A 19,142-nucleotide genomic window follows, 5' to 3' on the forward strand; every position below is an offset into this window, starting at 1 on the left:
GGGTTCAGAACGTGGTGCCGTTGGTGCCCCAGAAGTGGCGCGGGGCGTCGGCGAATTCGATGTACACGCGGGCGGGTTCGATACCCAGCTCTGCCTGCAGGGCGTCGCACAGCTTGCGCGACAGCTCGCGGGTCAGGCCCTCGGGCAGGCCGATGCTCTTGAGCTCGCAGTAGGCGAGCGCATCGGTACTGCCGCCAAAGCACATGGCCGGATTATGCGTGCAGGCCACCATCACGTAGCCCTCGGGCTTGCCTAGCCAGTCGGCGACCTCCGCGGACAGGCGCTGGCTGAGGCCGGTGGCATCGTCCGGCAGGGCGGTATTGGTCTCGACTCGCAGCAGCGGCATGGCGTCCTCCAGATCTTGTGTGGTTCCCGGATCGGTCGCCATGATACGGGGAGCGCGGGTGCGCTGCAGCGTCCCGGCGAGTCGCCGGGGTGGGTGAAACCCTTGTCAGGGTGGCTATACTCGCTGCGAGGGAGCGGACCGGTCGCGGGAGGATGCGCCCGGATTGCGTTCAGCATCAGGAAATAATAAATTAGAAAAAGCTAATATATGGAGCCGGGACGAGTGCGAGACGGCCCATCCCCGGCGACCTCACCAAGCAAGGAAAGACCCCATGACACGAATCCGGATGCGCCACACCCTGTGGGCCCTGCTGCTGTTGCCGTTTGCGGCCCAGGCGGAGCTGCCGTTCGACACGGCCACCGCGGAACGCCAGACGATTGCCCAGGAACGCATCCTGGATGGCCGCGTCGAGGCGGTGCAGCGGTCCACGATCTCCGCCCAGACGTCCGGGCGTGTCCGCGAGATCTACGTGGACGTGGATGACTTCGTCGAGGTCGACGAGCTCCTGGTTCGGGTCAGCGATACCGAGCAGCAGGCCCGTGTGAGCCAGGCGGAGGGGGATCTGGCCGACGCCCGCGCCCGCTTCAACGAGGCGCGTTCGGAGTTCGCCCGGATTGAGGATGTGTTCGAGCGGGGGGTGGTCTCGCGCTCCGAGTTCGACCGCGCCGAGGCCGCGCTAGGGTCGGCGCGTGCCCGCCTGCGCTCGGCCGAGGGTCGGGTCGAGGAGGCCCGCGAGCAGCTCGGCTACACCGAGGTGTATGCGCCGTATTCCGGGATCGTCACCGAGCGTCATGTCGAGGTCGGCGAGTCGGTCAGCCCGGGCTCACCGCTGTTGTCCGGGATCAGCCTGGATCAACTGCGCGTTGCCGTGGATGTGCCGCAGCGCTTGATCCACAACGTGCGCGAGCGGCGCAGTGCCGAGGTCCTGCTGAACGGGGACCGGGTGGCGGCCGAGAGTCTGACCATCTTCCCCTATGCCGATCCGGCCAGCTCCACCTTCCGGATTCGCGTGAACCTGCCGGAGCAGCAGGATCTGGGCCTGTTCCCCGGCATGTTCGTGAAGACCGCCTTCGTGGTGGAGGACGTTGAACGCCTGCTGGTGCCGGTGGAGGCCGTGGTCTATCGCAGCGAGGTTATCGCCGTGTACGTCGTCGATGAGGACGATCGGGTCGCGTTCCGCCAGGTGCGGGTCGGGCGCCAGCATGACGGCATGATCGAGATCCTCGGCGGTCTGGACGACGATGAACGCGTGGCGCTGGATCCGGTGCATGCGCAGATCTATCTGAAGGAACATCAGCAGGTGAACCGATGAGCGATGCCGGCACGGAGGGGGCGTCCGAGCGCATGGGGATCTCCGGGCGCATTGCCAAGGCCTTCCTGACCACCCAGATCACGCCGCTGCTGGCCCTGATCGGTCTGCTGCTGGGGTTGTTCGCGATCCTGGTCACGCCGCGCGAGGAAGAGCCGCAGATCAACGTGACCATGGCCGATGTGTTCATCCCGTTCCCGGGGGCGAGCGCGCAGGAGGTGGCCCAGCTGGTGGCCACGCCGGCCGAACAGGTGCTCTCGGAGATCGAGGGCATCGACGACATCTATTCCGTCTCGCGCCCGAACATGGCGCAGATCACCATCCAGTTCGAGGTCGGCGAGGATCGCACCGCGGCCCTGGTGCGCCTGTACAACCAGGTGTTCTCCAACCAGGACTGGCTGCCGCCGGGTCTGGGGGTCGGCGAGCCGATCATCAAGCCGATGGGGATCGACGACGTGCCGATCGTCAACGTGACCCTGTGGACCGAGGACCCCGAGCGCGGCGGACATGACCTGCTGCGCGTGGCGCACGGCATCGAGGCCGAGCTCAAGCGCGTACCGGGCACCCGCGACATCTATACCGTCGGTGGGCCCGATCACGTGGTGCATGTGCGCTTCAAGCCGGAGACCCTGGCGGCCCACAACCTGTCGGTGGACGACCTGCGCGACAGCCTGCAGGCCTCCAACTTCTCGCGTGACGCCGGGCAGCTGTACCACGACGACGAGGAAATCCTGATCCAGGCCGGTGACTTCATCACCGAGCCCGAGGCGTTCGCCAGCCTGGTGGTCGGGATGCACGAGGATCGCCCGGTCTACCTGTCGGATGTTGCCGAGGTGGTACAGGGTCCGGCCTATGCCACGGAGCATGTGCGCTTTGCCCATGGCGCCGCCGCGGGGGACCGCGCGCGCCTGGGGGATAGCCATCCGGCGGTCACGGTGGCGATCGCCAAGCAGCCGGGCACCAATGCCCCGGATATTGCCGATGCCCTGGTCGAACGCCTGGAGCAGTTGCGCGGGACCTACATCCCGGACGGCATCGAGACGACCATTACCCGCAATTACGGGCAGACCGCGGACGACAAGGCCAACACGCTGATCCAGAAGCTGATCCTGGCGACCGCCTCGGTGGTTATTCTGGTGTGGATCGCGCTTGGCTGGCGCGAGGCGTTTATCGTTGGCGTGGCGGTGGTGATCACCCTGGCGATCACGCTGTTCGCCTCCTGGGCCTACGGCTTCACCCTCAACCGCGTGTCGCTGTTCGCGCTGATCTTCTCCATCGGGATCCTGGTGGATGACGCCATCGTCGTGGTCGAGAACATCCACCGGCACATGGCCAAGGGCGGCAAGAAGTTCATCGAGGCGATTCCGCTCGCGGTGGACGAGGTGGGCGGACCGACGATCCTCGCGACCTTTGCGGTGATCGCCGCGCTGCTGCCGATGGCCTTCGTGACCGGGCTGATGGGCCCGTACATGAGTCCGATCCCGATCAACGCCTCGATGGGGATGATCATCTCGCTGGCGGTGGCCTACGTGGTCACGCCCTGGCTGACCTACAAGGTCCTGCGTCGGCAGGCCGAGAAGCACGAGCACGCGGCGCCCGCCAGCGGCGGCCACAGCGCGGAGAACGAGAGCGCCTCGGCCGGGCTGATGAAGATCTTCAACACCCTGCTGCTGCCCTTCCTTGGTACTGGCGGACGCAAGAAGACTGCTCGCCTCGCGCTGTGGTTGGGCACCCTGGTGCTGATCCTGGCCTCGGTGTCGCTGGCGTACTTCCAGCTGGTGGTCATGAAGATGCTGCCGTTCGACGACAAGTCGGAGTTCCAGGTGGTGCTGGATATGCCGGAAGGTACCAGTCTGGAGCGCACCTCCCGCGTGCTGGCGGAGATGGGCGACTACCTGAAGACGGTCCCCGAGGTGCACAACGTGCAGACCTACGCGGGCACCGCGGCGCCGATCAACTTCAACGGCCTGGTGCGTCAGTACTACCTGCGCGAGGGTTCGCACGTCGGCGACATTCAGGTGAACCTGGTCGGCTCGTACGAGCGCGATCGCAAGAGCCACGCGGTGGCCCTGGGCGTGCGCGAGGCGATCAACGCGATCGCCGATCGGCATGGCGCGGCGGTCAAGGTGGTCGAGGTTCCACCGGGTCCGCCGGTGATGTCGCCGATCGTCGCCGAGATCTACGGCCCGGACTATGACGGCCAGATCGAGATCGCCCGGCAGGTGCGCGAGCGCTTCGAGAACACCGGCGACATCACCGACATCGATGATTCGGTCGAGTATCCGGGGCAGAAGAAGATCCTGCAGGTCGACCGCGAACGGGCCGCGCGCCTGGGTGTGTCACAGCAGGCGGTGGTGCAGGCGATCTCGACCTCGCTGTCGGGCGAGGACGTGACGTATCTCTACGGCTCCAACGTGAAATATGCGGTCCCCGTGCGGCTGGAGTTCGATCAGGCCGAGAAGGGCAGTCTGGACCCGGTGCTCGGGCTCAAGGTGCGCTCGCGCGACGGCACGCTGGTGCCGCTGTCCGAGGTGGTCAACGTGGTCGACTCGAGCCTCGAGCACTCCATCCACCACAAGAACCTGCTGCCGGTGGTCTACGTGATGGGTGATCTGGCCGGTGGGCTGGATAGCCCGCTGTACGGCATGTTCGACATGTTCTTCGGCCTGCGCGACCAGCCCATGGCCTACGACGAGCCGCTGGAGCAGCTGTTCATCAGTCAGCCGGACAATCCCTACAACTTCTCGCTGAAGTGGGACGGCGAGTGGCAGGTGACCTACGAGACCTTCCGCGACATGGGGATCGCCTACTCGGTGGGGCTGCTCCTGATCTACCTGCTGGTGGTGGCGCAGTTCCGCTCGTACATGGTGCCGTTGATCATCATGGCGCCGATCCCGCTGACCGTGATCGGGGTGATGCCGGGGCATGCCTTCATGGATGCCTTCTTCATGGACGCCAAGTTCACCGCAACCTCGATGATCGGGATGATCGCGCTGGCCGGGATCATCGTGCGCAACTCCATCCTGCTGGTGGACTTCATCAACGAGGAGATTCGCCGCGGCGTGGATGTGATCGAGGCGGTGGTGCACGCCGGCGCGGTGCGCGCCAAGCCAATCGTGCTGACCGGCCTGGCGGCGATGGTTGGGGCCGGGTTTATTCTCGACGACCCGATCTTCTCCGGCCTGGCGATCTCGCTGATCTTCGGCGTGTTCGTCTCCACGCTGCTGACGCTGGTGATCATCCCGGTGCTGTACTACCTGTATGTGCGCACCCGGGTCGACCTGATCCGCGCCCAAGCGGTGTAGGCCATACCGGTCATTGCGCGGAGCCCTCGGCTCCTCGCAATGACGTGGCCGGAGTCCGGCGTTTTCGCAGCCGGTGTGCGAGCGGCTACAATCGACCCCATTCAACCGAACAGGAGTCGCTCGATGGATGTCGAGATGGGAGAGAACGGGCTGAATGTCCTCGGAATCAGCCGTGAGCAGTGCGCCACCCTGGTCGAGGTGCTGAAAGCCAGCGAGGACCAGCGCTTCATGGAGGACCCCGAACTGCGCAAGCTGTTCAAGCTGCTGGCCGTACTGCAGAGCGATCTGTGGGACGACATGACCGCCGGGGAATTCGACTTTACCCCCTACAAGAAACAGTAGCGTTCACTGGCGTCGCTCCAGGCGCCTGTACCGGAGCCGTCCATGCCCGACAATGATTCCCGCCGGCCGTCCAATTTCGTGATCGGCAATATCTTCCTTGGTGCTGCCGCCATCATGCTGTTTTTCTTCGTGACGCTCTGGGAGGTCCTCGGGGTGTTCGCGCTGCTCATGTGGATGGGTCTGGCCGCCATCGGGGTCTACTTCATCGTGAAGGACAAGGACATCAATCCGGGCGGTCCCCCGAACTGATCCGTTGCATTCGTTACAACCGACGGCCGTGAAGCCGGCCCCGGCATCGCCGGGGCTGGCACGGTTGCGGGGCGAGTTTCTCGAATCCCTGGCCCAGCGGGTCGCGGAACTGGAGCGGCTGTCCCGGGCCCTCGACGGTTCGGCGCAGGATGGCGACCGGCTGACCACGCTGTACCGCGAGGCCCAGGGCTTGGCGCAGGCCGCCCAGATCTTCGATGTTGGGTTGATCCGCGGCGTGGCCGACTCGTTGCGGGCGGCCGTGGCCGGTGTCCGCCGTGCCCCCGCCGGGCCGGATCGCGACCTGATCCACGCCGGGGTCCGGCGCCTGGCCACCAGCCTCGAGGCCTACCGGCAACGCGCGCGCCCCGTGGCGCAGGCCCGCGTGCAGCCGCTGGGCGGCTGCACGGCGCGATCGCGGGTACGGCTGATCGACGACGGTGGCGAGGTCGGTCACGAAATCGCCCGCATGCTGGACGAACAGGGCTTTCGCGTGACCCGTGGCGCGGCCGATTTCTCCGGTTCCGATGCCGCCCCCGACGATGACCCCTTTTCCGCGGTCGTCCTGTGCGCCGATGCCGTGGCCGCGGATGGCGGCGGGCTGCCCGGTTTGGGGGTCGCGCTCGGCAGCGGTCTTCCCGTGCTGGCCGTTGTGCACAGCTGGAGCCCCGGCGCGCGTCTGGAATGCGTGCGCCAAGGGGTGGCGCGCTGCCTCGACCACCCGCTGGCCACCGACACCCTGATCGAGCAGCTGATGCAGATTGGCGGCTTGATCGTGGACTCCGACTATCGCGTCCTTCTGGTCACGAATGATGCGACAGACGGCGGCCTCGAGCCGTATCTGACGGGCGTTGGTCTGGGCGTGGCCACCGCGTCGGACCCAGAGGCGCTCCGGCGGCAGCTGGAGGAAACCCGAGTGGACGTGGTGGTCCTCGATCTGCAGAGGTTGGCAGAGCCGGTGGAATCCTTTGTCGCGCTGCTGCGAACCCGGGATACCGGGGGTGTGGTCCCGTTGCTGCTGTTGACCGAGGATCCGGGTCGGGTCAACCACCTGATGACCCTGCACCCGGGGGTCGCCGGAGTGTTCCTGAAGCCGGTGGAACCGGCCCGTGTTGCGGCGGCGATCACCGCGCGGGCGCGCCAGATGCGCCAGATTGACGGGGTCAGCCAGTCCTATCGCGATGCGCTCTACGAGCGCGAGCGCGAGCACGTGGCGGTCAACGAGCACGCCTTGGTCAGCATCGCCGATGTCGCCGGCAACATCATCTACGCCAACGAGCGGTTCTCGCGGGTGAGCGGCTACGCCGTGTCCGAGCTGATGGGGCGCAACCACCGCATTCTCAAGTCCGGGCAGCATCCGCCGGAGTTCTACGCCGACTTGTGGGAGACCATTGCCGCCGGCCAAATCTGGCGGGGCGAGGTGTGCAACCGGGCGCGCAGTGGATCGCTGTACTGGGTGGAGACCACCATCGTCCCGTATCTCGGAAGCAACGGCCGTCCCTACCAGTACGTGTCGATTCGCACCGAGATCACCCACGTGAAGCATCAGGAGCACCGCCTGCGCTCCAGCCAGATCTTCGCCAACATGGGGACCTGGGAGTGGGCGCCGAACCGCGAGGCGCTGGGCTGGTCGGAGCGCATCCCGCCGCTTCTGGGCTGTCCCGAGGGCGGGCTGGAGCCGACGGTCTCCAATTTCTTGGACGCCGTGCATCCCGATGATCGCGCCCGGGTACGCACCGCCATAGCCAGCAGTCTACGCCGCGGTTCCTACCTCGAGCTGGAACACCGGGTGATCTGGCCGGACGGGTCGGAACACTGGCTGCTGGAACGCGGCGACGTGGTGCGTGGCCAGGACGGCGAGATCCTGTACATGCTGGGCGTGATGCAGGACATCACCAAGCGCAAGAATTCCGAGCTGGCGCTGTCTGACCTGTCCACCCGCCTGCTGGAGTCGCAACGGCTCGCGCGTATCGGCAACTGGGAGATGGATGCGCTTGATGGACGGATCACCTGGTCCCGGGTGCTCCGCGAGATCTTCGAGCTGGATGCCGAAGACGCGCCGCTCGAACGCGACGACTACCTGAACCTGGTGCACCCGGAGGACCGCCATCGGGTCGAGAACTTCCTGGCTGGCGTTGGCGAGAGTCGGTACCACGAGATCAACCACCGGGTGGAGCTGCCCGGTGGACGCATCCGCTTTGTCCACATGATCGCGAGCGGGCGCTTCGATAGCGACGGCCGATTGACGCACGTCGGCGGAAGCTTGCAGGACATCACCGAGCTGCACCAGGCGCAGGAACACCTGGCGTTGTTCCAGCGCATCTTCGAAGCCTCCGAACAGGGGATCGAGGTGGTGGATCGCGAAGGCCGCTTCGTCTACGTCAATCTGGCTGCTCTGGAGATGCTGGGCTACCGTTCGGATGAGTTGCTGGGCCGGGATTTCCACGAGCTGGGGATCATCCCGGCGGAGAACAAAAAGGAGGAGCAGGAGATCGACCAGGTGCTCGCCGAGGGCGGGGCCTGGACGGGCAAGCTGCCCCAGCGCTGTGCCAACGGGGCCGTGTTCATTACGGCCAGCACTATCGGCGTGGTGCGCGATGCCCGCGGGGAGCCGCAATACGGCTTCAACATCTTCAGTGATTTTACCGACGAATTGCGCCGTCGCTCGGAGCTCCATCGGGCCCGCGAGACGGCCGAGGCGGCCAACCGCGCCAAATCCGACTTCCTTTCCAATATGAGCCACGAACTGCGCACGCCGATGAATGCCGTTCTCGGCTTTGCCCAGTTGCTGGAGAGCGATCCGGCGCTGGATGGACACCAGCGTGGCCATCTGGAGGAGATCACGCGCGCGGGCCGGCACCTGCTGGACCTGATCAACGAGATCCTGGATCTTGCCCGAATCGAGGCCGGTCGCATGCGGGTCGAGCCGGAACCGGTGGCGCCGGGGCCCGTGCTGGAGGAGTGTCTGTCCCTGCTGGAGCCCATGGCGCGCGAGTGTCGCGTGGAGCTTGAGCCGGACGCCCTGCCGACCGTGATGCTGCAGGCCGATCCGCGGCGGCTAAAGCAGGTGCTCCTGAACCTGCTCTCCAATGCGATCAAGTACAACCGGCCCGGCGAAAGCGTGCGTGTGAGTGGCGAGGTGGGGGACGCTGATGTGCGGATCGCTGTGCGTGACAGCGGGCCGGGCCTGACCGAGGAACAGTGCCGGCGGTTGTTCCAGCCGTTCGAACGGCTGGCGGCGGAGGAGCAAGGGATCGAGGGCAGCGGTGTCGGGCTTGCGGTTACCCGCAATCTGGTCGACCTGATGGGGGGCGAGATCGGGGTCGACAGCGTGCCGGGAGAGGGCAGTACCTTCTGGTTCCGTCTGCCCCGGGCCCGTGACCGGATGCCGTCCGGCACCGGGGACGATGCGGCACTGCCCGGCGGCTCCGGCGCGCCGGGCGACTGCCGCGTGCTCTGCATTGAGGACCACGATGCCAACCAGCGTCTGATGCGCGAGATGCTCAAACAGCAGGGCGCGGCCGACTGCCGCATGGCGGAATCCGCCGCCGAGGGACTCGACATGGCCCTGCGGGATCCGCCCGAGCTGATCCTGCTGGACCTGAACCTGCCGGTGATGGATGGGTTTCAGGTGCTGCGCGCGTTGCGGGCCGAGCCGGAGCTGGCCTCGATCCCGGTGATTGCGGTGACCGCCGATGCCACGGATGCCACGCGCCAGCGGGCCGAACAGGCCGGTTTCAACGACCTGTTGACCAAGCCGATCGGTGCGAGTGACCTCCTGCGGGCGCTGGATCACTGCCGCGCGAGTCGCCCGGACGGCTGACCCCGCGAGGGAGTGCGTCGCGCACGCCGTCGTCGCGCACGTCGCCCTACAGGAAGAGGAAGCCGACGATTGCCACCGCCGCGATCACCGCGACGGCATCCGCCGTCAGCGCGGCGGCCAGGGTGTGGCGCACGCGCTTGATGCCGATGGCGCCAAAGTACACGGCGAGCACGTAGAAGGTGGTCTCGGTCGAGCCCTGCAGGGTCGAGACCAGGATGCCGACATGCGTGTCCGGCCCGGTGGCCGGATCCTGCATGATGCCGGCCATGATGCCGTAGGCGCCGGAGCCGGACAGCGGGCGCAGCAGCGCCATCGGCAGCGCCTCGGCCGGCAGGCCGAACGGCGTGGTCAATGGCCCGACCAGCCCGACAAACATCCCCAGTGCCCCGCTCTCGCGCAGCATGCCCACCGCGACCAGGATCGCGACCAGGTAGGGGATGATGCGCAGCGCGACATTGAAACCCTCCTTCGCCCCCTCCACGAACACCTCGTAGACCGGTACGCCGCGAATGACGCCGTAGGACAGGAAGCCGACCACCAGCCCGGGGATGATCCACGGGGCGATGGCCTGACCGTAGAGGATGGTCAGCGGGATGATTGCGAGCACTCCGGCCAGCACGGTCAGCGAGACCCACGCGGGATAGCCCTCGGTGGGGACCTCGATGTTCATCGGTTGCTGGTTGGCCGTGTCCGCTGTCGGGTCGGCGTCCTGGGTCGGCTCGGCGGTCGCCTCCCGGCCGGCCTCGCGCATGGTGTCGTCCAGCTCGCTCGCGCCATCCGCGGACGTCTGGTCCGGATCAATGCTGCGAGTCGCCGGTGGTGGCAGGAAGTAGCGCTGCAGGATCAGCGCGCTGGCGATGCCGGCGATGGTCGCGAACAGGGTCGCGAACAGCGTGGTCGGCAGGATCGCGGCCGGGGCCTCGGAACCCAGCGAGGCGCGCAGGGCGATCACGCCGGTGGGCAGCAGCGTGATGCTGGAGGTGTTGATCGCCAGGAACAGCGCCATCGCGTTGGTCGCGGTGCCCGGGTGCGGGTTAAGCTTCTCCAGCTCCTGCATCGCGCGGATGCCGAACGGCGTGGCGGCGTTGCCCAGGCCCAGGATGTTCGCGGAGAAATTCAGGATCATTGCGCCCATCGCCGGGTGTTCGGGCGGCACCGACGGGAACAGGCGCACCATCAGTGGCCGCAGCAGCCGCGCCAGTACGGTCAGCAGGCCACCGGCCTCGGCGATCTTCATCAGGCCCAGGAACAGGGCCATCACCCCGACCAGCCCCAGCGCCAGCTCCACCGCGGAACCGGCGGCCTCGATCGCGCCCTCGGACAGGGCCTGCATCGGTTGTTCGTCGGGATCGGTAGAGCGGATCTCGCGGATCGCGGCCGTCGCCACGGCGATCACGATCAGCGCGAGAAAGATCAGGTTCATGCGGTGCAGTGTGCCACGGTCAGCGGTTCTCCCCGCGTGATACACCGCGCAGCACGGCATCCATCGCGCGGGCCGGTAGCAGCCACTTGAGGAAGGCGAACAGCCGCGTGGGGAAGGTCACGTGATAGCGCACCCGCGGGCGGCGGGCCTCCAGGGCGTGCACGACACAGCGCGCGACGGCCTCGGGCCCCAGCGTGAACGGTGCATCGGCCTCGGCGTCCGCCATGCGGGCCTCGGCGGCGCGGTAGGTCTCCTGCCAGGGGCCGTGTTCGCGCTGGACGTGGTAGCGAAAGGCCTTCAGCGCGTTGGCGCGGAACGCGCTGCGGATCGGCCCCGGCTCGATCAGGGCGACATGGATGCCGGTGCCGTGGAGTTCCTGGCGCAGGGTGTCGCTCATGCCCTCGATCGCGAATTTGGAGGTCACGTAGGCCCCGCGCAGGCGCAGGGCGACCAGGCCCAGGACCGAGCTGTTCTGGATGATGCGGCCTTCGCCGGCGCGGCGCATGGCGGGCAGGACGGCGTTGGTCAGTTCCAGCCAGCCGAGGACGTTGGTCTCCAGCTGCGCGCGCAGCGTGGCGCGGTTCAGATCCTCCACGGCGCCGGGCTGGCCGTAGGCGCCGTTGTTGAACAGGGCATACAGATGGCCGTCGGTCCGGTGCAGGATCTCGGTGACCGCGCTGTGGATGCTGGCGGAGTCGTCCAGATCCAGCTGCAAGGCCTCGAAGCCGTCCTTCTTCAGCCGGGCGACATCCTCGCCGCGCCGGGCGGTGGCGAACACGCGGTAGCCGCGATCACGCAGCACGCGTGCGGTACAGGCCCCGATGCCGCTGGAGCAGCCGGTGATCAGGACGGCGCGGGAAGCAGTGTCACTCACGGCGGCGCGCTCAGTAGGTCAGGGTGGCGACGCCGTCCTCGACGACCTCGCCGATGAAGGCACCGCCGCCGCGCATCCCGTCCAGTTCCGGCACGGCGTTGTCCAGCGTCAGGCCGTTCTCGCTCATCGCTCCGGCGCAGGCGTAGAAGGCGCAGCCGGCCTCGTGGGCGTCCTGCATGAAGCTGTAGACGGACTTCTCCCTGGCCTCGCCGGGGTAGATGGTCTCCGCTACGCCCTGACGCAGCAGGCGTGTGGTGCCGGCGGCGAAGTAGATCTCCACCTCGAGATCCATCGCGGCGGCGACGGTGGCCTGGAAGAAGGGCGCCCCCAGCGTGCCAGGGCGGTCCAGGTCCAGGTTCAGCAGCATGATCACGATCTTTTCGGCCATGACAGGTCCTTGCGCGGTCGTATCGTCGAGTTGGGGGTGAATGATCCGCGCTGCGGCCGCCCGGCGCAAACCCCAGCGCGGATTGGCCGGGCAGCATCAAGATACGCGCCCGGTGGCGGCGGATATCGGCTGCATGGCCCGGAACGGCTCCCGCCTTGTCGTCATCCCGGACACCGCGTAGCGGTGATCCGGGATCTCCCCGGTCGGGAAGGGGCTGACGCTGGAGATCCCGGTTCTGCGCAGACCTTCGGCCGGGCTGCCCTTGACGGCGTGCAAGGCGAGCCGGCTGCTTGCGTGTGTCTGGGAAATACCGTTCTGGATTATGAAAACGGATTGTCGGGAGCGAAGGCCTTTCATTCCCCGAAAACGGCCGCATAATACGCCTCAACCCGTGTTTTCGCGGATGCATTCCGAGGATTCCAGTCATGCCCATTTACGAATACCAGTGCAAGGATTGCGGCGAGGTCTCCGAGATCCTGCAGAAGATCTCCGATCCGCCGGCCACCATTTGCCCGGAGTGTGGTGCCGAGGCCCTGACCAAGCAGGTGTCCGCGGCCGGCTTCCGTCTGGCCGGCGGCGGCTGGTACGAGACCGACTTCAAGAAGGACGGCAAGCGCAACCTGAAAGAGGGCAGCAGCTCGGCCACCAGCTCCAGCGGCAGTAGCTCAACGAAGTCGGACGCCTCCGGAAAGTCCGCATCTTCCGGTAGCGCCAAGACCGGTACCGCCGCGACCGGCACCTGATCAATGCTGGTCTCCCTGCGCCGCTATCTGATTGCAGGGCTGCTGGTCTGGCTGCCGCTGATCGTCACCGGCTTCATTATCAAGCTGCTGGTCGACCTGCTGGATTTCACCATCCTCCTTCTGCCGCCGCCCTGGCGGCCGGAGGCGATTCTCGGCTTCTCCATCCCGGGTGCCGGCATCGTGCTGGCGGTGGTGGTGGTGTTCGTGACCGGGGTGGTGGTTGCCAATATCGTTGGGCGCAAGCTGGTGTCGGTGGGCGAATCGATCGTCCGCCGAATCCCGCTGGTCAGTTCGATCTACGGCGCCGTCAAACAGGTCACCGAGACCGTGCTGTCCGATGGTGGACAGGCGTTTCGCAAGGTGATGTTGATCGAGTACCCGCGCCGCGGCCTGTGGTCCGTGGGGTTCATGACCGGTGTCGCCGTCGGCGAGGTGCAGGACCGCACCGAGCGTGACGTCATCACCGTTTTCGTGCCGACCACGCCCAATCCCACCTCCGGCTTCGTGATCATGGTCCCGCGCGAGGAAGCCATCGAACTGGACATGACGGTGGAGGATGGTCTCAAGTTCGTGATGTCCATGGGGGTCGTGACACCGATGAGAAGCCCTGAAGAAGCGCCGGCGCCGGTTGCGCAGGGGCAGGGCAAATCGTAAGATTTCCGGCCTTTTCGCGGGTGCGAACGCCATGTTCGTCCCGTTTTCCCGACTCACCGTGCAGGCCCCTGGCGGGCGTGCCCTTCGGCTGGAACAGCGCAATGCGAACTCATCTGTGTGGACGTGTCACCGAGAACGAACTCGACTCGGAGGTGACCCTTTGCGGCTGGGTGAACCGCCGACGGGACCACGGGGGGGTGATCTTCGTTGACCTGCGCGACCATGCGGGCCTGGTCCAGGTGGTGTTTGACCCTGACCGCGAGGAGGTCTTCGCGCGCGCCGAGCAGCTGCGTACCGAGTACGTGATCCGCATGACCGGCCGCGTGCGCCGGCGCCCCGAGGGCACCGAGAATCCCGACCTGCCCACCGGCGCCGTGGAGATCCTCGGGCTTGAGCTGGAGGTGCTGAACGCCGCCAAGACCCCGCCATTCCCGCTGGACGACGAAGACGTCGGCGAGGACACCCGCCTGCGCTATCGCTACATGGATCTGCGCCGCCCGTTGATGCAGCAGCGCCTGCGCCTGCGCGCGCAGGTCTCCGCGGCCATGCGCCGCTTCCTCGAGGAGCGCGAGTTCCTCGACCTCGAGACCCCGATGCTGACCAAGGCCACGCCGGAAGGCGCGCGTGACTACCTGGTGCCCAGCCGCACGCATCCGGGCAGCTTCTTCGCCCTGCCGCAGTCGCCGCAGCTGTTCAAGCAGTTGCTGATGATGTCCGGCATGGATCGTTACTACCAGATCACCCGCTGCTTCCGTGACGAGGACCTGCGCGCCGACCGCCAGCCGGAGTTCACCCAGCTGGACATGGAGATGGCGTTCGTCGACGAGGCGGACGTGATGGAGGTGACCGAGGGCCTGATTCGCCACCTGTTCCGCGAGGTCCAGGGCGTGGAGCTGCCGGATCCGTTCCCGCGCATGGCCTATGCCGAGGCGATGGCCCGCTTTGGCTCCGACAAGCCGGATCTGCGCATCCCGCTGGAGTTCACCGAGCTGACCGAGGTGATGCAGGCGGTGGAGTTCAAGGTCTTCAACGGCCCGGCGAACGATCCCGAGGGTCGTGTGGCCGCCCTGCGCATCCCGGGCGGTGCCAAGCTGACGCGCAAGGAGATCGACGTCTACACCGAGTATGTCGGTCGCTACGGCGCGAAGGGCCTGGCCTACATCAAGGTCAACGACCCGGCCGATCTCGCGGGCGGGTTGCAGTCGCCCATCCTCAAGTTCCTGCCGGAGGACGTGACCCGGCAGATCCTGGAGAAGACCGCGGCCGCCGCCGGCGACCTGATCTTCTTTGGCGCGGACAAGGCCTCGGTGGTCAACGAGGCGATCGGCGCCCTGCGCGTGAAGATCGGCCACGACCTGAAGCTGGTCGAGGCAGGCTGGCAGCCGCTGTGGGTGGTCGACTTCCCGATGTTCGAGTACGACGACCAGGACAAGCGCCTGTACGCCCTGCATCACCCGTTCACCGCCCCGGCAGTGGACAGTCCGGAGGCGCTGCGCGCCAACCCGCGCGAGGCGCTGTCCCGCGCCTACGACATGGTGCTCAACGGCACCGAGGTCGGCGGCGGCTCGATCCGTATCCACAACCCCGAGATGCAGCAGGCCGCGTTCGAGGCCCTGGGCATCGGTGAGGAAGAGGCGCGCGAGAAGTTCGGCTTCCTGCTGGATGCCCTGAACTTCGGCGCCCCGCCGCACGGCGGCCTGGCCTTTGGTCTCGACCGCCTGGTGATGCTGATGAGCGGTGCCCACTCGATCCGCGACGTGATGGCCTTCCCCAAGACCCAGACCGCCGCCTGCCTGCTGACCGACGCCCCGGCGCCGGTCGGCGAGAAGCAGCTGCGCGAGCTGGGTATCCGTCTGCGTCCCAGCGCCACGCAACAGGCCGAGTAACCGCTTGTCTGGCCGAACGCCATGACCGGCATGCGCAGCAGTGTGGTCATGGTCCATGGCTGGCACATGCCGGGCCTGGAGATGGCCCTGCTGGGCCGCCGTCTGCGCGCGGCCGGCCACGAGGTTCACGGGTTCCGCTATGCCTCGCGCCGGCAAACGCCGGAGCAGGCCGCGCGAGCCCTGGCTGCGTTTCTCGAGGATGTCCCCGGCGACCTCGTGCACCTGGTTGCCCATAGCCTGGGCGGCGTGATCGTGCGCCACCTGTTCGAGGTCGCGCCCGTGCAGCGCCCTGGGCGTATCGTGATGCTGGGTTCGCCGCTGCAGGGCAGTCGTGTGGCCGCGCGCCTCGCGCAGAACCGACTTGGCCGCTGGTGGCTGGGCGCCGCCCTGGACCGTGGCCTGCTCGGCGGCAGTCCCGTCCTGCGCGGTCGCGACGTCGGCATGATCGCCGGCAGCAAGCCGTTCGGGCCGGGGCCCTGGGTCGCGCCGCTCCCGGATCCGCACGATGGCACGGTCGCGGTGGACGAGACTCGCGGCCCGGAGGTCTCGCGCCACCTCACCATGCCGGTCTCCCACTTCGGCATGCTGGTCAACCGTCTCCTGGTCCAGGAGACCCTCCATTTCCTGGAAACGGGCGAGTTCCTCCCATAACCCCAGCCGGCCCGACCCCACCGCCGCCCCCCGTCATTGCGAGGAGCGCAGCGACGAAGCAATCTCCGTCCGGAACCACCGGATCGTGACTCCAGCGCTCTGCCACCGTGAGGAGATTGCCACGGCCCCTTCGGGGCCTCGCAATGACGGGGCTTGTGCGGTTGGTGACGCGCTGCGCGTCCTTCTTCGGGCCGGCCTGCGGCCGTTCAAGGCAGCTTCGCTGCTTTTGTGCTTCGTCGCTGCGCTCCTCGCAATGACGGGGGAGGGAAGAGGCGGTGTGGGTGAGTACTGCGTAGGCATCCGTGATTACCGCCGCGCCAGCGATTAGACTGTGCGGGTCCTGCGGCTCGGTGGAATCCCGGGGCCGCTGCAACCGAACCCAATCGAAGGAGTCGTGACCGAATGGCAGGCCACAGCAAGTGGGCGAACATCCAGCATCGCAAGAATGCCCAGGACGCCAAGCGCGGCAAACTCTTCACCAAGCTGATCCGCGAGATCACCGTGGCTGCGCGCCAGGGCGGCTCGGACCCGGAGACCAACCCGCGCCTGCGCCTGGCGATCGACAAGGCGCTGGGCGCCAACATGACCCGCGACACCATCGAGCGCGCGGCCAAGCGCGGGGCGGGCGAGAGCGACGGCGACAACGTCGAGGAGATCCGCTACGAGGGCTACGGTCCGGGCGGCGCGGCCATCCTGGTCGACTGCATGACCGACAATCGCAACCGCACGGTCGCCGAGGTGCGCCACGCCTTCTCCAAGATGGGCGGCAACCTGGGGACCGACGGCTCGGTGGCCTATCTGTTCCAGAACAAGGGCGTGATCCGCTTCGCCCCCGGGCTGGACGAAGAGGTGGTGATGGAGGCCGCGCTGGAGGGCGGGGCCGAAGACGTCCAGGTCGAGGATGACGGTTCCATCGAGGTCATCACCGAACCCGATACCTATCAGGACGTCCGCGCGGCGCTGGCGGAACGCGAACTCCAGCCGGAGGATGCCGAGGTCACCTGGCGCCCGGAGACACTCGCGCCACTGGACGCGGAGACCGCCGAGTCGATCCTCAAGCTGCTGGACATGCTCGACGACCTGGATGACGTGCAGAACGTCTTCACCAATGCCGACTTCCCCGACGAGGTCAGCGGTGACTGATCCGGCCGCCACGTGACCGGCGTGCGCATCCTCGGGATCGACCCCGGTTCCCGGATCACCGGCTTCGCGGTCGTCGAGTATGATCGCAGCCGCGGCCGCTCCTGCGGGCACGGTGTGATCCGGCCCAAGGCCAAGGGCTTCCCCGAGCGCCTGGGCGAGATCTTTGCCGGCGTGGTCGAGGTGATCGATGAACTGAAGCCCGACGTGCTGGCCATCGAATCGGTGTTCGTCGCGCGCAATGCCCAGTCCGCGATCAAGCTGGGACATGCCCGGGGCGCGGCCATCTGCGCCGCCACCCAGGCCGGCCTTGCGGTACACGAATACGCCCCGCGTGCGATCAAGCTGGCCGTGGTCGGCATCGGCGGGGCGGACAAGGAACAGGTCCAGCACATGATGCAGCAACTTCTACGCCTGGCCGAACCGGCCAGCAGCGATGCCGCCGACGCCCTGGCCGTCGCGCTTTGCCACGCTCACACCCAGCAGCACGAGGCGCGTCTGGCGGCCGCCACCTCCGGCTCGATCGGGGGCCGTCCATGATCGCGCGGCTGGAAGGCCGGCTGATCAGCCGCGAGGTTAACGGCGTCGTGATCGACGCCGGCGGGGTTGGCTACGAGGTTGACGTCCCTTTGTCCACGCTGGCGGCCCTGCCGGAGCCGGGCGAGACCGTCGTGCTGGCCACCCATCTGGTCGTGCGCGAGGATGCCCACCAGCTGTTCGGCTTCCTGAACAAGCGCGATCGCGACCTGTTCCGGCGTCTGATCCGTGTGAACGGCATCGGCGCGAAGCTGGCGCTTGCCATGCTTTCTACCTACGCTGGCGACGAGCTGGCCGGCCTGATCAGCGGCGGCGATGTCACCGGCCTGGCCAAGGTGCCGGGTATCGGCAAGCGTACCGCCGAGCGCATCGTGCTGGAACTGGGCGAACGCCTTGCCGAGATGGGGTTTGTCGGCGCGCCCGCCGGGGGAGCGGGCGGCAGCGAACCGACGCCCGCCGCCGCGATGGAAGCCGAGGCCCTGGCCGCGCTGGAGTCGTTGGGCTATCAACGCGCCAGCGCCGAGAAGATGGTCGCCGCCGTACGCGACCAGGCGGACTCGGTGGAGACCCTGGTACGCCTGGCCCTCCGCGCCACCGTCAAGCGCTAACGTACACCAAGCCGCGCGGCTCCCTGGCTGCCGTTTGAGGTGTCGTCCGCCCTGGGGCATGTCTCGCTCAGTAGAGGCTGGCCTTGGTTCGTCCTTCGGTGTTTACGGTGGCCTCGGTCCGCTTACTGCCAAGCGCTCTCTCGCGAGCGCACCGCGCCCGTTGTTGATCAAAAACTGGCTTCTTTGCCCGTGCAAAGAAGTACCCAAGAAACACGCCCGACTGCCGCGACCCCGGCCCGCTGCGCGGGCCGGGGTTTCCCTCGCTCCGAGGCTTTTCGCGGGCGGCGCTGAACTCGCTACGCTGCGCTCCGCTCAGACATCCAGCGCCTTTTCTCCCGCGAAAAGCCTCTCCACTCGGCGCGACGACAACGGGGAGGTAGGTCAAGACAATTGCGATCCGAAGGCCTGCGCCATTAGTCGAAGGCAGGCTATTCCGACATCTTCGGCACGCTCGGCCTTCGGCCATGGCGTGCCGCGCCCGCAGAGCGGGCGCCGGGGGCTTTCGGGCGGCGATGCCTATGGTTAGGCGGAGGCGTGGGGATACGGTCGGTTTTGACCTTCCCCTCCCGTATGGAGCCCCTTGCGGAAGGGTTCTCGGGCCGGGAGAAGGCGCTGGATGTCTGAGCGAAGCGCAGCGTAGCGAGTTCAGCGCCGCCGGCCCGAGAACCCTGGAGCAAGGTTCCCGGGCGGAATCCGGGTGCCCTTCTTTGGGTACTTTCTTGGGCAAGCAAGAAAGGACCTCGGGGCGCGCTGGCGAGTCAGCGCGTGGCAGGCGGCGTACCGAGGGCACGTAAACACCGGAGGACGAACCAAGGCCAGCCATCAGGCTGTACCGGGGTCTTGGCAATGCAGGGAAGAAAGACGGCG

Annotated in this window: 17 protein-coding genes; 13 read left to right on the forward strand and 4 right to left on the reverse strand. The window is 67.2% G+C overall.

The genetic code is table 11. The annotated features are described in order from the left end of the window. Positions 1 to 4: 4 nt before the first annotated feature. A complete protein-coding gene (locus F792_RS0104195; protein WP_018143903.1) occupies positions 5 to 346 on the reverse strand; it encodes a phenylpyruvate tautomerase MIF-related protein in 342 nt (113 codons plus the stop codon). A gap of 286 nt (positions 347 to 632) precedes the next feature. Here F792_RS0104195 and F792_RS0104200 point away from each other — a divergent pair, with 286 nt between their 5' ends. From F792_RS0104200 to F792_RS0104220, 5 genes are all read left to right on the forward strand, one after another. Further along, the gene (locus F792_RS0104200) at positions 633 to 1,658 is read left to right on the forward strand and encodes an efflux RND transporter periplasmic adaptor subunit (RefSeq protein WP_018168493.1); all 1,026 of its coding nucleotides are present in this window, start codon (positions 633 to 635) and stop codon (positions 1,656 to 1,658) included. Next, entirely contained in the window at positions 1,655 to 4,960 is a 3,306-nt protein-coding gene (locus F792_RS0104205; protein ID WP_018168494.1) for an efflux RND transporter permease subunit, read from the forward strand. Before F792_RS0104200 ends, F792_RS0104205 begins: the two co-directional genes overlap by 4 nt. A gap of 123 nt (positions 4,961 to 5,083) precedes the next feature. Further along, positions 5,084 to 5,302, forward strand: coding sequence for a hypothetical protein (locus F792_RS0104210; protein ID WP_018143900.1), 219 nt, complete (start codon positions 5,084 to 5,086; stop codon positions 5,300 to 5,302). 42 nt (positions 5,303 to 5,344) lie between these two features. Beyond that, on the forward strand, positions 5,345 to 5,551 hold the full coding sequence (locus tag F792_RS0104215; RefSeq protein ID WP_018143899.1) for a hypothetical protein: 207 nt from the start codon (positions 5,345 to 5,347) through the stop codon (positions 5,549 to 5,551). A 28-nt stretch (positions 5,552 to 5,579) separates the two neighbouring features. Then, positions 5,580 to 9,371, forward strand: coding sequence for a PAS domain-containing protein (locus tag F792_RS0104220; protein WP_018168495.1), 3,792 nt, complete (start codon positions 5,580 to 5,582; stop codon positions 9,369 to 9,371). A gap of 46 nt (positions 9,372 to 9,417) precedes the next feature. Here the strand turns inward: F792_RS0104220 and F792_RS0104225 are convergent, their stop codons facing one another. Genes F792_RS0104225 through F792_RS0104235 form a run of 3 tightly spaced genes read right to left on the reverse strand, consistent with a single transcriptional unit; the run spans position 9,418 to position 12,056 of the window. After that, entirely contained in the window at positions 9,418 to 10,794 is a 1,377-nt protein-coding gene (locus F792_RS0104225) for a nucleoside recognition domain-containing protein (RefSeq protein ID WP_018168496.1), read from the reverse strand. Positions 10,795 to 10,813: 19 nt separating this feature from the next. Next, complete coding sequence (locus F792_RS0104230; protein ID WP_018168497.1) at positions 10,814 to 11,668, reverse strand: SDR family NAD(P)-dependent oxidoreductase; 855 nt, start codon at positions 11,666 to 11,668, stop codon at positions 10,814 to 10,816. 10 nt (positions 11,669 to 11,678) lie between these two features. Further along, positions 11,679 to 12,056: a DsrE family protein gene (locus tag F792_RS0104235; protein WP_018143893.1), complete on the reverse strand. Its 378-nt coding sequence runs from the start codon at positions 12,054 to 12,056 to the stop codon at positions 11,679 to 11,681. 425 nt (positions 12,057 to 12,481) lie between these two features. On the opposite strand from F792_RS0104235, the gene F792_RS0104245 reads away from it, so the two are divergent. The 8 genes from F792_RS0104245 to F792_RS14985 all read left to right on the forward strand — a co-directional run bounded on the left by F792_RS0104245 (position 12,482) and on the right by F792_RS14985 (position 18,899). After that, positions 12,482 to 12,799, forward strand: a complete 318-nt coding sequence (locus F792_RS0104245; protein ID WP_018143892.1) for an FmdB family zinc ribbon protein — start codon at positions 12,482 to 12,484, stop codon at positions 12,797 to 12,799. Positions 12,800 to 12,802: 3 nt separating this feature from the next. Further along, positions 12,803 to 13,453, forward strand: coding sequence for a DUF502 domain-containing protein (locus F792_RS0104250; protein WP_018168499.1), 651 nt, complete (start codon positions 12,803 to 12,805; stop codon positions 13,451 to 13,453). 101 nt (positions 13,454 to 13,554) lie between these two features. Further along, positions 13,555 to 15,339, forward strand: a complete 1,785-nt coding sequence (gene aspS, locus F792_RS0104255) for an aspartate--tRNA ligase (protein WP_018168500.1) — start codon at positions 13,555 to 13,557, stop codon at positions 15,337 to 15,339. 21 nt (positions 15,340 to 15,360) lie between these two features. Then, a complete protein-coding gene (locus tag F792_RS0104260) occupies positions 15,361 to 15,990 on the forward strand; it encodes a triacylglycerol lipase (protein ID WP_018143889.1) in 630 nt (209 codons plus the stop codon). Between the two features lie 402 nt (positions 15,991 to 16,392). Then, positions 16,393 to 17,133, forward strand: coding sequence for a YebC/PmpR family DNA-binding transcriptional regulator (locus tag F792_RS0104265; RefSeq protein WP_018168501.1), 741 nt, complete (start codon positions 16,393 to 16,395; stop codon positions 17,131 to 17,133). A 21-nt stretch (positions 17,134 to 17,154) separates the two neighbouring features. Next, entirely contained in the window at positions 17,155 to 17,670 is a 516-nt protein-coding gene (gene ruvC / locus F792_RS0104270) for a crossover junction endodeoxyribonuclease RuvC (RefSeq protein ID WP_026181986.1), read from the forward strand. Further along, positions 17,667 to 18,275: a Holliday junction branch migration protein RuvA gene (gene ruvA / locus F792_RS0104275; protein ID WP_018168502.1), complete on the forward strand. Its 609-nt coding sequence runs from the start codon at positions 17,667 to 17,669 to the stop codon at positions 18,273 to 18,275. Before ruvC ends, ruvA begins: the two co-directional genes overlap by 4 nt. Positions 18,276 to 18,713: 438 nt before the next feature. Then, on the forward strand, positions 18,714 to 18,899 hold the full coding sequence (locus tag F792_RS14985) for a hypothetical protein (protein ID WP_081620113.1): 186 nt from the start codon (positions 18,714 to 18,716) through the stop codon (positions 18,897 to 18,899). Positions 18,900 to 19,142 lie beyond the last annotated feature (243 nt).

Source organism: Thioalkalivibrio sp. ALMg9 (genome assembly GCF_000380625.1).
In the GTDB taxonomy this organism is placed as follows: Bacteria; Pseudomonadota; Gammaproteobacteria; order Ectothiorhodospirales; family Ectothiorhodospiraceae; genus Thioalkalivibrio; species Thioalkalivibrio versutus.

Excerpts from the sequence above, each read along its gene's own strand:
- F792_RS0104195 (WP_018143903.1), bottom strand. The coding sequence starts at position 346 with ATGCCGCTGCTGCGAGTCGAGACCAATACCGCCCTGCCGGACGATGCC.
- F792_RS0104200 (WP_018168493.1), top strand. The coding sequence starts at position 633 with ATGCGCCACACCCTGTGGGCCCTGCTGCTGTTGCCGTTTGCGGCCCAG.
- F792_RS0104205 (WP_018168494.1), top strand. The coding sequence starts at position 1,655 with ATGAGCGATGCCGGCACGGAGGGGGCGTCCGAGCGCATGGGGATCTCC.
- F792_RS0104210 (WP_018143900.1), top strand. The coding sequence starts at position 5,084 with ATGGATGTCGAGATGGGAGAGAACGGGCTGAATGTCCTCGGAATCAGC.
- F792_RS0104215 (WP_018143899.1), top strand. The coding sequence starts at position 5,345 with ATGCCCGACAATGATTCCCGCCGGCCGTCCAATTTCGTGATCGGCAAT.
- F792_RS0104225 (WP_018168496.1), bottom strand. The coding sequence starts at position 10,794 with ATGAACCTGATCTTTCTCGCGCTGATCGTGATCGCCGTGGCGACGGCC.
- F792_RS0104235 (WP_018143893.1), bottom strand. The coding sequence starts at position 12,056 with ATGGCCGAAAAGATCGTGATCATGCTGCTGAACCTGGACCTGGACCGC.
- F792_RS0104245 (WP_018143892.1), top strand. The coding sequence starts at position 12,482 with ATGCCCATTTACGAATACCAGTGCAAGGATTGCGGCGAGGTCTCCGAG.
- F792_RS0104250 (WP_018168499.1), top strand. The coding sequence starts at position 12,803 with ATGCTGGTCTCCCTGCGCCGCTATCTGATTGCAGGGCTGCTGGTCTGG.
- aspS (WP_018168500.1), top strand. The coding sequence starts at position 13,555 with ATGCGAACTCATCTGTGTGGACGTGTCACCGAGAACGAACTCGACTCG.
- F792_RS0104260 (WP_018143889.1), top strand. The coding sequence starts at position 15,361 with ATGACCGGCATGCGCAGCAGTGTGGTCATGGTCCATGGCTGGCACATG.
- F792_RS0104265 (WP_018168501.1), top strand. The coding sequence starts at position 16,393 with ATGGCAGGCCACAGCAAGTGGGCGAACATCCAGCATCGCAAGAATGCC.
- ruvA (WP_018168502.1), top strand. The coding sequence starts at position 17,667 with ATGATCGCGCGGCTGGAAGGCCGGCTGATCAGCCGCGAGGTTAACGGC.